The 13,833-nt window shown below is 43.0% G+C and carries 8 protein-coding genes; 6 read left to right on the plus strand and 2 right to left on the minus strand.

What is annotated here, in order from left to right; all coding sequences use genetic code 11:
- Nucleotides 1-866 precede the first annotated feature (866 nt).
- Nucleotides 867-2,465, minus strand: coding sequence for a response regulator transcription factor (locus H7F31_RS11040; protein ID WP_187104216.1), 1,599 nt, complete (start codon nucleotides 2,463-2,465; stop codon nucleotides 867-869).
- Nucleotides 2,458-4,254, minus strand: a complete 1,797-nt coding sequence (locus H7F31_RS11045) for a cache domain-containing sensor histidine kinase (protein WP_187104217.1) — start codon at nucleotides 4,252-4,254, stop codon at nucleotides 2,458-2,460. The genes H7F31_RS11040 and H7F31_RS11045 overlap by 8 nt, the downstream gene beginning before the upstream one ends.
- Nucleotides 4,255-4,479: 225 nt before the next feature.
- Between H7F31_RS11045 and H7F31_RS11050 the strand changes: the two genes are divergently transcribed.
- From H7F31_RS11050 to H7F31_RS11075, 6 genes are all read left to right on the plus strand, one after another.
- Nucleotides 4,480-5,430 carry an ABC transporter permease gene (locus H7F31_RS11050; RefSeq protein ID WP_222622748.1) on the plus strand — a complete coding sequence of 317 codons (951 nt, stop codon included), beginning with the start codon at nucleotides 4,480-4,482 and terminating at the stop codon, nucleotides 5,428-5,430.
- Nucleotides 5,431-5,454: 24 nt separating this feature from the next.
- Nucleotides 5,455-6,327, plus strand: coding sequence for a carbohydrate ABC transporter permease (locus tag H7F31_RS11055; protein ID WP_187104218.1), 873 nt, complete (start codon nucleotides 5,455-5,457; stop codon nucleotides 6,325-6,327).
- A gap of 91 nt (nucleotides 6,328-6,418) precedes the next feature.
- Entirely contained in the window at nucleotides 6,419-8,200 is a 1,782-nt protein-coding gene (locus H7F31_RS11060; protein WP_187104219.1) for a type 2 periplasmic-binding domain-containing protein, read from the plus strand.
- A gap of 121 nt (nucleotides 8,201-8,321) precedes the next feature.
- Nucleotides 8,322-10,220, plus strand: a complete 1,899-nt coding sequence (locus H7F31_RS11065) for a family 20 glycosylhydrolase (protein ID WP_187104220.1) — start codon at nucleotides 8,322-8,324, stop codon at nucleotides 10,218-10,220.
- On the plus strand, nucleotides 10,220-12,556 hold the full coding sequence (locus H7F31_RS11070) for a hypothetical protein (protein WP_187104221.1): 2,337 nt from the start codon (nucleotides 10,220-10,222) through the stop codon (nucleotides 12,554-12,556). Before H7F31_RS11065 ends, H7F31_RS11070 begins: the two co-directional genes overlap by 1 nt.
- 19 nt (nucleotides 12,557-12,575) lie before the next feature.
- Nucleotides 12,576-13,634 carry an SGNH/GDSL hydrolase family protein gene (locus tag H7F31_RS11075; RefSeq protein WP_261800377.1) on the plus strand — a complete coding sequence of 353 codons (1,059 nt, stop codon included), beginning with the start codon at nucleotides 12,576-12,578 and terminating at the stop codon, nucleotides 13,632-13,634.
- Nucleotides 13,635-13,833: the final 199 nt, after the last annotated feature.

Raw genomic sequence — 13,833 nt, forward strand, 5'->3', positions numbered from 1 at the left:
ACACTTCCTCCTACGATACTTCTGGGTCAATTTTCAGAGGGAATATCCGAATTGCCGATGATAATTGCGTTCTTCGATCCCAATGAATCTGACGATGACCTAAGAAGCTACATTCATAACTTAGTTGAATCAAAAAAGAACAATACTAAATTTTTACAAATTTCAGATAAGCAAAATATCGCGAAGGAACAGGTTGATCTGATTCAGGGTTTAGTGAGAAAGTTAGTTCTAGGAGCGTTTAGACGGATACAAACTGACTAGCTCGCTTGTGGTATAGTAGGTGGAATCTTTCTTGAAATTCCCATGATAATGATGATGATTTACAACAGGAAACAAGCAGAACGTCTCAAGCAATCCGGCACTGATAGGACTACGAAAGTATTGTGTCTGAAACTGGTATGTACATTTGTATATCATGTGGTCAAGAAAGTAAAAAAATAAAGTACACGCAATTTAAATTTTGCGATAAAGAGCATTCAATGCCACAGAATATAAAAATGTTCTTTGCAACCAACATCTGGAGAAAACAACCAAACTGAAGATTTGAAACGATTTTCAGAACTAATGTAGATTTAATTAAAGCCTTAGTTATCACGAAAACGCTAGGTAATAAATCTCTGCTAAGATGACATTTTAAAGTATTCAAAATCAGGAAAGTGGTATATCTTGATATTGATTATGCCAAATTACTAGAGAAATTTCCTCTTTATGTGCACAAATTAGTGGCATCATGAAGTATTACCCACATTCGTGTAGTGCTTTGGGTAATATCTATAAATGAGTCTTGATTGCCAACTTTGTTGGTATATCAAGACTTTTTCTATTTTGGTTAAGGAATGGACGGATGATTAGTGCCATTTGACGCTTTAGCCCAATTGGCTTCGTTTCCGATATTCTATAGGGGTCAATCCCGTCAGTTCCTTGAATACTTTAGAGAAGTAGCGATAATTCTCAATCCCGACCAGAGAGGAGACTTCATATACTTTCGTGTCACTATCTGAAAGCAAGGCTTTGGCTTTATCGATACGTAGTTTGGTTAAGTAGACAGTAAAATTTTCTTTTATTTCTCTTTTAAAGATTTGTGAGAAATACGATTTATTCAGGTTAATATGTTTGGCGACATCGTTAAGGCTGGTAATATTCATGTAATGGCTATCCAAGTAGGCTAACGCTCTCGTAATATCGTCACGGGAAAACTTAGACTGTTTTCCTTCCAAATAAACTTCGCGGATTCTCGTGATCAACTTCGAGAGCCATCTAATGTATGCAGTTAGTTCCATATTCGGCCATGCTCTATCGAAATGCTCGATGTACCGAGTGAGAGATAACTCCTCTATTTTTTGATTGAACGCGAACATCAACTCTGCATGAAAATCTTTCAAGGTTTGGATATCCAGTAATTCCGAACGGAACTCGGATGCTAGAGAATTGATCGCACTCTCGACCTGGTCATCTTCTTTAGTAACATTCAAGATGATAGATTTGATTTGTACCTTTCTTCGATCTGCGCTCCATTTCTCTGTATGCTTTTCAGTCTCTGTATAGTGTATGATACTTCCTTTGCCTGAGAAAAAGGAGTACTCTGTCGCCAGACTTGCTTGTCTGGCCGCTTCTGAAACCTGAGAAACAGTCGCAAAAACTGGACTTACGCCGACTGTTACAGTCAGCTTTAAGTATCGTTGTATCGCGGAGGAGACTTCATCAACTAAGCCGTAAATAAAATTGTTGATATATAAGTAGCTGTCGGAAGCACGAAATCCCGAGATCATGTAAAATGTCTTTTTATCGGACTTCCCATAAATGGTTCCTTTGGTGTTATCTATGATCTCTCCAAGAACGTTTTCGATCGCAAATACGAAAGGCTCGTCCTTCCAAGTAGAGTGGCGTTCGCTCTCATCAACAATTAGGCAACTAACGACCAGCTTATCCATGGGAAATTTGCTTTGAATAGCTCCGATCTTCATGCCTATGAGATCAACATCGGTTATATGACCTCGAATCATGTCGATAACGAGGGTATTCATGACTGCGGGCAGATTTATCGTATCGTCGCGTCTTCGCTTAAGTAGTTCATTCTCCGAAATTCGATCATTATCTATGAGAGAAGCCACTTGATTCAGAGTCTTGAAGAGATTGTCCTCGTCCATTCGTTGTTTTAACAAATATTCGGCAGCACCGTGCTTCATGGCAAGCCTGACGTTATCGTAATCGTCATGGCAGCTCAAGACGATTACCTTGCAGCAAACTGAGCCTTCTAATATATGCGGAAGCGATGTCAGTCCGTCCATAACCGGCATTTCAATATCAAGAAGAATGATATCCGGTTTAGTTTCCCGTATGCGATCCAAGGCGACTTCGCCATTCTCTGCTTCGCCTATACAAACGTATTTCTTGTTTTTATCAATCATATCCTTCAGATCTGTCCTGACTGTATAATCATCATCTACGATAAAAACTTTATACATATTGTTCGCACTCGCTTTCGTCTTTAATTAGGGGCATGGTGATCATAATGAGAGTTCCTTCATCTTTCTTGCTTTCGACTCGAAGTCCGAACCTCTCGCCAAAGTAAAGGTTGATTCTATCTCGGATATTTTTAAGTCCAATTCCCCGATATTTCTTTTCTACGCCTTGACTCTCGTCTGCAAACAGCTTGCGCATTTGTTCCTCAGTCATGCCCTTGCCATTGTCTGCAATGGAGAAGATGATGTTATGATTTTCCGTCCAAATAGCGATTCGAAGCAAGCCGTCGCCCTTCACTAAATCCATTCCATGGAATAAAGCGTTCTCGACTAGAGGCTGAAGCAACATTTTGAGAACTCGAAATGGTTTTAGAGCTTCATCGACTTCATAGACGACTTCGAATTGGTTATTGTACCTGATTTGTTGCAAATAAACATAGGACTGAACGAGTTGAAGCTCTTCCTCGATCGTGACGAATGTCACTTGTTTGCTAATGCTTGTCTGCAACAACCCGATTAGGCCGGAAGTAAGCTTGTAGATTCGCTCGTCTTCCTGGCTTCGGGAAATGCTTCGAATCGTAGTCAGAAAGTTGTATATAAAATGTGGTGTAATTTGTGCTTGCAGAATGTTCAAGTCAGACTGTCGCTTTAGCCGACTTTCGGCTCTGATCCGTTCCAGCAGGCTCCTCAATTCTCCCAGCATTTTATTATATGTCGCCGTTAATCTTCCGATTTCATCGTGGGATACAACTGCAATTTCGCTGGTGAAATCTCCTTTTTCAACCCTGCGAAGTGATTTGACCAGTTTTTGCACGGGTTTCGTAAGATTGGATGCCAGAAGAATGGACAAAATCGCGGACAGGACAATGGAGAAGAGGATTGTCCAAATTGAAATCCGTTTGACGATGTGGGATTGCTTATACATTTCGCTGATGTCGACCTTCGTCACATATATCCATTTCGTTACGTTCGAATATTTGTAGCTGATAAACTCGTTGCGACCTTCGTTACTGTGGATGAAGTTTCCATGAAGGCTTCCGGCATCCAATATAGTGTCAACGTAGTTGGATTCCAAGTTTTCAGGGGTTTGCTTATCTATAGCGTACATAAAATTACCATTCAGGTCGATGATCGAAAGGTCGTCTCCGTTATTCATGAGACCAGAATTGAAAATGTTGTTGATGACAGACATGGGAATATTCAATATGATGACGCCGGAAGCGACGGAATTATCGAGCGAATAAATAGGAAGCGAGAATGTCATCACAGACCTGTGTTTTGAATCCCGAAATTCGTTTTCATGAAATCCACTCCATAGCGTTCGGCTTTCAGGCTCGAGCGCTTGTTTGTATACGTTGAAATTCTTATAGTTACTAATCTCGTATTCGCTTAGATTACTGATGGTAACGATCGTATCATTATCAAAACAGATGTATATGGAAGAGATATAGGGGTTGCTGCCAAGGATCAGTGAAAGGTATTGTTCAATTTTCTTGATTTGTAGAATACGATCCATATTGCTGAATGTCATATCGTTGTATTGTTTAATTTCCTGATAGTTTGCGAGTTGTATGCCAGTTTTGCTTACATCGTTCATTAGATATTCAATGTTATTTATCGTGTGGTCGAGGACATTCTCCGAGTTTGATTCGGCCAAATTATCGATGATGCCAGCGATTTTGATATTGGCCATAATTCCAAAGGTACTGATGGGGACAATGGCAATCATAATCATGGCTATGGCAATTTTGTATTTAATAGAAAGATTACGCAACCAGGCTTTGCCTTTCAACGTCTATTCCTCCTTTTAGTACACTATAAGCGATAAAAACGGCAATTCCAATAAGGAATGGACGATTATTCCGAGACGACCGATAAACTCGCAAAGAAAGTAGACACATCTATCGAAATGAGACGAAAACTTATGCGATTTTTATACACAATGCATGTAATTGTTTATTTTTACAAGAAATTCTCAACAGTATAATTTAAATAAAAGACATACGGAGTTGGTTGAATGAAAGTCGAAATGTCATACAAGTTAAACGCGAAAGTATCTTGGTTTACTCGCTTGCGCAAAGACTGGCGAAGGCAGCTTTTCTTGTTTGCGCTTATTGTTCCTGCCATCGCGTATACGATTATTTTTAACTATAAACCGATTTACGGCGTCACAATGGCTTTCCAGGATTATGATTTGCTTAAAGGATTATCGGGAAGCGATTTCGTCGGACTGGACAATTTTAAAGCTTTTCTGGAGGACCCTGATTTCAAAAATGCTTTGAGAAATACTGTGGCGATCAGTTTGCTGAACTTGCTGATCGGATTTCCGATACCTATCGTATTCGCACTCTTGCTCAACGAGTTTCGGTTTCAAAAAATGAAAAAAGTCGTACAGTCCATTACTTATCTTCCGCACTTTATCTCTTGGGTCATCATAAGCGGACTTCTCTACAGGCTACTCGATCAGGATTCGGGATCGATCAATATGATACTCGGTTGGTTTGGTGTCGAAAGTATCGGTTTTTTCAGGGAGCCTAGCTATTTCTGGATGATTTTCATTCTATCCGCATTATGGAAAGAAATGGGCTGGAACTCCATATTGTATTTATCGGCAATGACATCCATCAACCCCGAATTGTACGAAGCAGCTTCGGTAGACGGAGCAGGCAAATTCAAGCGAGCTTTGCATATCACTATTCCGGGCATCATGCCGACGATCATTATTCTTTTTATTCTATCCGTCAGCAGCTTGTTTAGCAGTTCTTTCGATGCTCTATACCCGATGCGAAATGTCATGATCGCGAGCACTTCGGATACGATCGACGTGTTTACGTATTTCAAAGGGGTTCGGTTGGGCGAATATGGCTATGCAACCGCGGTCGGGCTAACACAATCGATAATTGGATTGTTATTATTGTTCACCGTGAATAAAACGATGAAAAAATTAACGGGATACTCACTGTTTTAGCAGAGTGATAGGGAGGCAAGAGACTTGAAGAAAATTACCGTATTCGATGCAATCATGGTGTGTTTGCTGCTGATTCTATGCGTTGTAACCTTATATCCCTTCTATTACGCACTGATTATTTCGGTCAGTGACGGTCTGAGGGTACAGCAGCACAATGTCGTATTACTGCCACAAGGCTTTACTTTGCAAAACTATCATGCAATCTTTCTGGACGATCGGATCTTGGACGCTACATTTATATCGCTGGCGAGAACCGTGCTGGGGACAGCCTTATCGCTTATCGTCATTGGATTATGCGCATACTCCATGTCCAAAACCTACTTTAAATTCAAGAAGCCCTTGTTCATTTTCTTCGTTATTCCGATGTACGTAAGCGGGGGAATGCTTCCAACTTTTATTCTGATTCATGATCTTCATTTAATGAACAACTTTCTTGTATACATTTTACCAGGCTGCTATTCGACATTCTTCATGTTTTTGATGAAGGTATTCCTCGAAACGATACCCGATAACTTGGAGGAATCGGCGAGAATAGACGGTGCACGAGAACTGAAGATTATGACCAGCGTTATTCTTCCGCTCTGTTACCCGGTAATCGCCACCATTGCTTTATTCGTGGGGGTCGGCCAGTGGAATTCATGGTTCGATGCGTTGATGTACGTGTCCAACCAATCGCTTCATCCGCTACAAATGGTGCTTCAAGCCATATTGACCGAATCTCAAAATACGGCGGACAAGTTGCTCCTCATGGGTATGAACAGCCAAAAGGTTACACTGACGACACAAACGTATACGATGGCGGTTCTTATCGTGACGACGGTTCCGATCGTGTTCGTGTATCCTTTCGCGCAGCGTTATTTCGTCAAAGGCATGACCCTTGGTGCAGTTAAGATGTAGCTAAAATACGAGGCGGATTTTTGCTTCTTAATCATATAAATAATCTTCATATGGTTTTTAAATTATTCTATTTCTAGAGGAGAGTCCATTAATGATCATGAGAAGATTCAAACGGGGAGTTTACAGTCTGATTAGCGTTGTTCTAGTTTTGTCGCTGTTGGCTGCATGCACCAAAAATAACAATACGAGCGAGCCTTCGAAATCTCCGGAATCGCCATCGCAAGGTACATCGGAAAGCGCAATCCCGGAGAAGCTGGAACCCCTTGAGTATACATTTTGGGCTTGGGGAGATACCCCGCCGACGGTTGCCGACGATGCCAACGACCTTGTGGCGAAGGCCGTCCAGGAAAAATTCAATCTCAAAGTCAAAGAAATTTACGTCAATAACGGTATGTCCCGAAAAGAACGCTTGAATTTATTCCTCGCTACCGATTCTTTGCCTGACGTCGTATTTGACATTAGTGATAACACTACGATACCGGAAACAGGCAAATACGCGGAATTGGGTGATCTTGTCAAGCAATATGCTCCAAATCTGCTAGAAGCTTATCCGGAAGAACAATGGAAAGATGCCATGTATAAAGGGAAATTGTACAACTTCCCTGCCGTTCTGACGGATGGAAACGATCCTATGTTCATCAATGATATTTACGTAAATCCTATGGGTAACTGGGCGGGTATCTGGGTTAAAGAAAGCGACTTAAAGAGCCTTGGCTATTCGTTCACGAGCACGAAAGATCTCGCCAAAAAAGTTAACGAAACGCAAACGAAACCAACCGTGGATGATTTGAAAATCGAACCGGCAATCGCAACGCCGGATGATTTCTACAACTTCCTGAAAAAGCTCAAAGAAGCTAAACCTAAGGTCGACGGAAAGGATCTGATTCCGTTCACGATTCCTGTCTATCTGCAACCGCATTTCGGTGCGATGTTTGGTTTGACGACGCAATGGAAATACGATCCGAATTCGAAACAAGTATCACAGTTTCTCGGGGATCCAAACGCCAAAGCTTATTGGGAATATATGAACAAGCTATATAGCGAGGGCTTATTGGATAAGAACTTCGCTATCCAAAAGGATGACCAGCTTCAAGAAAACGTCGTTCAAGGCAGAGTCGGCGCTTTCATGTGGGCCAAAGACATTCCGAAAGTTCAAGAATCCATTACACAAAAGGATCCCAACGATTCTCTGCGCCTCATTCCGTTGCCTAAACAGCCGGGAACGACATTCGTAGGCATCGATGGAGTGAACAAAGCTACTTTCAAATTTTTTATCCGCAAAGATTTCAAAGACGTCAAACGTCTGGTTGAGCTATTCAATTGGACGATGTCGCAAGAGTATTTAGAACTGATAACCTGGGGGCCCGAGGAACTCGGCTTATGGGAAATGAAAGATGGCAAGAAAGTTTGGAAAGATGAAGCCTTCCATCAAGCGATCCTTACGAACAACGCAGATATTCTCAATGAAAAGTATTACAAATACGGATTGGGCTTAACAAAAGTTAGCTCAAAGATTTTTGCCTCGACTCCTACTGCTGCGGTTAATCGCTGGGATTGGAAGAGAAGCTATCCGTTCGAGGTCGATTCGAACGACGTCGTCTATTTCGCGAACTTCATCAGCAACGCAGGCATTCAGTGGAATGGGTATATAGGTGCCGCCGTAAGCGAAACTTCCCAATTAGCTCCGAGTTATGTTTCGGGCGAATTCCAGCAGCAGCAATCCGCTAAACTGTTCGCCGCAAAGAACCAAGAGGAATTTGATAAAAACTGGGATGACATCATGAAAGCTTACAATAGTCGGATGAAATACGACGATGCCAAGAAGGAAATGGAAGACTACTTTAAATCCATTGGTTTCGAAGTTCAGCAGTAAACGATTGGATTAGGAAGAAGAAATAAAAAAATAAGGCAACGAATGTTGACTCCGAACATTTGTTGTCTTGTTTTAAAAAACCAACAGATTTTGCTTCGATTAAAGTAAAGGAGAAGATTAAATGACTACAGAGCTAGCCCTATTCGTTCCCAATCCTAGAGAAGTTCGTTATACGCCTGGTTTATATACAATATCTCGAGATGGATCTGTCTGTATTCCAGCCGATTCAAATGAAATGATGCTAAAAATAGCGGAGAGAGCTCAGCGGATTATTCAAGAATTAATGGGGTACGATTACCCTGTCTGTATCGGAAACGGTTTGAGCGATACTCAGATAAGCTTCGAGAGAAAGGAGGAACTCCCTTCGGAGGGTTATACTTTGGAAATCAGCCAGATCGGAATTTCGATCGCGTACAAGGACGAAGCTGGCGCTTTCCATGCCGTAAGCACATTAAAGCAGCTTTTGAGGCAACACAAGGAGGAGGCCATGCTTCCGTGTCTTCAGATTTCCGATTATCCTGATTTCAGTGCAAGAGGAATAATGCTCGATATTAGCAGAGACAGAATACCGACGATGGAAACCTTATATCGCATCGTTGAATTCATGGCGGATCTCAAGCTCAATCAGCTGCAGCTTTATATTGAAGGATTTTCTTATGCTTATCCGTCTTTCCCGGACGTGTGGAAGGACGGGACGCCAATTACTCCGGAAGAGATCGCGTTGCTCAATCAATACTGCAAAGACAGATTTATTGATCTCGTTCCTAATCAGAATAGTTTCGGACATATGACGCCATGGTTGATTCGCGAAGAGTTCAACTCCCTCTCGGAATGTCCCGATGGTTGTATGGCGCCATGGGGATGGTACCATCCTACAACGTTAAATCCGGTGGATCCCGATGTGTTCAAGTTTCTTGAGCGCACGTTCGACGATCTGCTTCCCGCGTTTTCATCACCCTATTTTAACGTGGGCTGCGATGAAACCTTTGAATTGGGCCAAGGTAAAAGCAAGGAGCAATGCGAAGAACGAGGCAAAGGGACTGTTTATCTGAATTATTTATTGAAATTGCATGAGCTTGTAGGGAAAAAAGGAAAGAAGATGATGTTCTGGGCAGAAATCATCGCAAAAAACCCAGAATTAATCCCGCAGTTGCCAAAGGATCTCATTGCTTTGGAATGGGGGTATGCAGCAGATCAACCGAATCCCGACCATTGCGAGACGCTGATGAAAAGCGGAATTCCTTATTATGTCTGTCCGGGCACATCAAGCTGGAACACGATCGGCGGGTTTACGGACAATATGAAATCGAATTTGCATAATGCCGCAACATTAGGAAAGAAGTTCGGAGCCATAGGTTTTCTGAATACGGATTGGGGTTCGCCGCATCATTGGCATCATCTGCCGATCAGTTATCCTGGGTTTGTCTATGGTGCGGCGCTAAGTTGGTGTGTAGATCAGAATGTCGATGCAGATATTGCCGGTTACCTCGACCGGTTCGTATTTCTTGATCGCAATCGTAGGATGGGACAATTTGCTCTGGACCTTGGAAACTATTATTTGCAGGAACAGAAAACGAATTTCGATGGAAGCGGCATATTCAGAAACTTGTATTATCATCAGCTCACGGATACGAATAGAGATCTGGAGTGGCTTAATCTGCCAAGGTTAACTCGAGATGACTTCGAAGGCGTAGAAAAGTACGTGGAAAATTTATTAGGCGTGTTGGAGCAAGTGGACTTGCAATGCGACGATGCGGATCTTGTAATAGCGGAGTATTATAACGCAATCGAACTCATTCTTCATGGAGCCAAGCTAGGCCTATTAAATTTATCTGCAATGGATGAAGCCAATCGTAAAGATAGACTCTCTGCTATGATTCAAGACTTGAATGGAGTTATGAGCAAGTATGAACAGGTATGGTTAAGCCGCAATCGAGTGGGCGGGATGAAGGAAAGTTTGGGTAATCTCGAAAAATTAGCTGATGAATATGGCAAGGCTCTGAAGGAGTTGGCACACTAATGAGATTAAACTGTCATGCAGAATCCGATTGGAATCGAATTTCCGGATTGTTTCCGCGAACGAGGTCGAAGCGAATCTATATTCACGGGCCGTTGGCAGATACTTTAGTTGAAGTACGGCCTGACTTCACCGTACTTATTAAAGATGCACTTGGACGCAAAGGGGATTTGCGCCGTGGTCACGGTTTTCTATTCGGGCCTGAGGGTCAACCTCAGTTTTTTGATTATCGCAACGTCGAACAAGCATTGTTTTCTCCCAAGGAACCGATTCTTTTCTCTTACCTTTCCCAATCAAACTTTGCGCACAGCCTAACCAGCTTGACGTTACCAGATTCGGATGGTCATATGCGCGTGCATCAATTCCTGTCGATAACTAATCTGCACCCCACGCTAGCAAGAACAGGCCATTGGTATTTCCAAAATATCGAAGCGAGTCATGATCAATTTTATGTCCACGCGAATGAGGATTATGTTCCTTTTAACAGCGTGGCAGCACCATGGCTTAATGGTATGAGCCTGGAGCAGCGGATTATTGATTCTACTTCGGGTAGCTTGCTTCATCCTGATGGTTCAACGCTTATGTGCTACAAAGCCGACTCATCCGCACATGTAGAATATAGGGCTCAAGCGGGTGAGTTCAATCATATCCTGAGATTTGAGATGACTTTGGCTCCAGGTGAAACGAAGCAAATCCAAGTTGAGATTTATGACACTTTCGTCCAGAAAATGCCTGGGGCCAAGTCTGGCGAGAGCGAAGCCTTTATGGATGAGGAAACCGCAATAGCGAAGAGCAGGGAAATCTGGAAGATGAGCTTAGCCAACCAAACCCAAGTTCAAGTTCCGGAAGCGGTTATTCAAACGATTTTCGATACGGCTTTGACGAACTCATTACAGTTGATTGCTCAGAGGGAGGATGGATCAGCGCTTCCAGGGCAAGGAGGATTTAACGATTATACAGTTGTGTATACATGGGAAGTATCCAACTATTTACGAATGTTAACCCGGTTAGGGGAAACGGATATCGTAAAAAAGACGCTTGAATACTTTTTGAGTACACAGGAAAACAGTATTGGCCCGGAAGGGGATATTCTATCGCCAGAGGGCTCATTCCGTGCCTATATTTTTTGGATGGGTGAAACTGGATCCGTTCTGGGGCTGCTTGCGGATTATTATCTGGTTACGAAAGATCGGGAATGGCTTCGAGCGAATCTGTCCATTGTTCTCAAAGCATGTGAATGGGTTTGCAAGGAACGTAATGCGACTAAAGTTTTCGATGATGCTGGCGAAAAAGTTGCTCACTTTGGTTTATTGCCCAAAGGGCGTGTTCATGATTGGCCGGACAGCGGTTATTTCTTCCTGTCGAATGTGACGACATGGCAGGGCTTAAACAGCATGGCTGCGGCTTTGGCTGATATTGAGCATCCTGATGCTTCTAGGTATTGTAGCGAAGCCAATGATTTCAGAGTCTGTATTCTAGAATCTATTAAGCGAGGTACCGTAGTGGGTCATGATAACGTTAGATGGATGCCTAATGAGGTTTATACCCAATCGGACATTCGAACCGGTGTCTACGCAATCGATGGTCCAATTAGCTTAATAGATACAGGTCTGATCGAACCGATGGATGAAATCATCCCGGAAATTGAATATCTGATGCGTAAGCAATATGCGATGAGCGATAGGTTTGCGGTTAAACTGCCTGGAATGGAGGATCCGAGTCTAGGAGTCATTCAAGAGCAATACGCCGGGTCGCCGATAGACCTGTATTACGTTAATAATTCGGAAAGAGTATGGCATCGCACGTGGAGCTTACGCGGAGAAAGGGAGAAGGCACTGCGTTATTTCTATTCGACGATGGCTTTTTCTACAACGCTCGATACCTACCATGTACATGAACGCTTCAGTCCTCAACTTCCGTGGTTGTCTCCTTGGCAACCAAATGGAAGTGGAAATGGGCGTATTATGGAAATGATTTTAAACACGCTATTTATCGTAGAAAGCGATAAGCTTTACTTTTTGCCTAGTGCCCCTGCTGAATGGCTTGATGTTGGAAAACATGTTCAGGTGAACAATGTAGGCACCGTCTTCGGAAAGCTTTCCTTTTTCATTGAAAGAAGCACATTGAATATTATTGAAGTGAATCTTTCTCTGCCGTCGGGTATTGATCAATTGTCTCTAAACCTGTTCATGAGAAATAATTATCGTATTCATGAGATAGAAGAGTTGAGGATAGACGGCAAGGCTTCGGATTGGCATGGAAGCGTTAGCGGGAATACATTGGCGTTGAAAAATCCGGGTCGGGAATTGAAGTTTATAGTCGTCTTGTCCATGGCATGACACGTAGGAGGTTTGGCTTTTGATACAACTTAATCATGAAGATGAGGAACTTCATTGGCGTTCCCCCAATGAGCCCCCTTTTCAAATATCCGGATTCGCTTGGTGGTCGCAGGAGCATAAGTATCGTAGGCTGCCGGTTGTGGTCTCAGGAGCCATTCGTGAAGAGGTGGACGACTTGGCAAACCATACGGCAGGTGGGCAGATACGTTTTCAGACAAATGCCACCAAGTTAATGATAAAAGTGAGGTTATATGGTCCAAACAACATGGACCATATAACTGCAACCGCTGTTAACGGCTTTGATTGTTATTTGGGTTTGCCTGGCTCCCAGTTATATTATGGGACAACGCGCTTCCCCCACAATGCAAATGAATATGAAAGCGTATTCTTTGAATCCGTTGAACCTGAATTACGATGCATTACCCTTAATTTCCCGCTGTATCAAGGCGTACATGAAGTGCAAATCGGGGTGAATTCAGACGCGACAATGGTGGAATATCCTCCATATGGCAATGAGGGCAAGGTCATCGTGTACGGCACCTCGATTACACAGGGAGGCTGCGCCTCACGCCCCGGAATGGCTTACAGTAATATTTTGAGCCGTAGATTCAATATTGAATTTATAAATTTAGGCTTTTCCGGAAATGGCAAGGGTGACCCGGAAATTGCGGAGTTCATTAGCCAAATTGAAAACCCGAGATGTCTTATGCTGGATTATGATGCCAATTGCGTGAATGTGGATGGTCTAATTACGACCATGCCTGAATTTATTCGAATCTTCCGCAGCCGGCATTCCGAGGTCCCTATCCTCGTCGTATCACGAACCCCTTGTGGATATGAGCATGTCAGAGCCTCAACCTATGAAGAAAGAGTGGCAAGAAGGAACTATCAATGCGGGCTGGTAAGGGAGCTTCGGAACCAAGGGGATCTATTCATTTATTTTTGCGACGGGGCGGATTTACTTGGGGAAGTATGGAATGAATGTACAGTGGACGGCCTGCATCCGACTGATCTTGGCTTTATGCAGATAGCCAATGGGTTAACTCCGATCCTTAAGGGCATCTTGCAGATATGTTAACATGCCTCCGATGAACGGATCGGCACACGTAGGCCGACTATTTGAGCGAGAATCGACGTGAAGACTTGATAGGGGGGATGCCGCTGGTAGTATTATGTTGAAGAAGCGAAATTGGTTTGTCTCCACAGCAGTGGAGAGGCAAAATCACTTCGGTGCGCCTCGTCCTTGAGGACGGCGTGCCGGCCGGTAATATTCTGAT

Origin of the sequence: Paenibacillus sp. PAMC21692 (assembly GCF_014303795.1) — a bacterium.
In the GTDB taxonomy this organism is placed as follows: domain Bacteria; phylum Bacillota; class Bacilli; order Paenibacillales; family Paenibacillaceae; genus Pristimantibacillus; species Pristimantibacillus agaridevorans.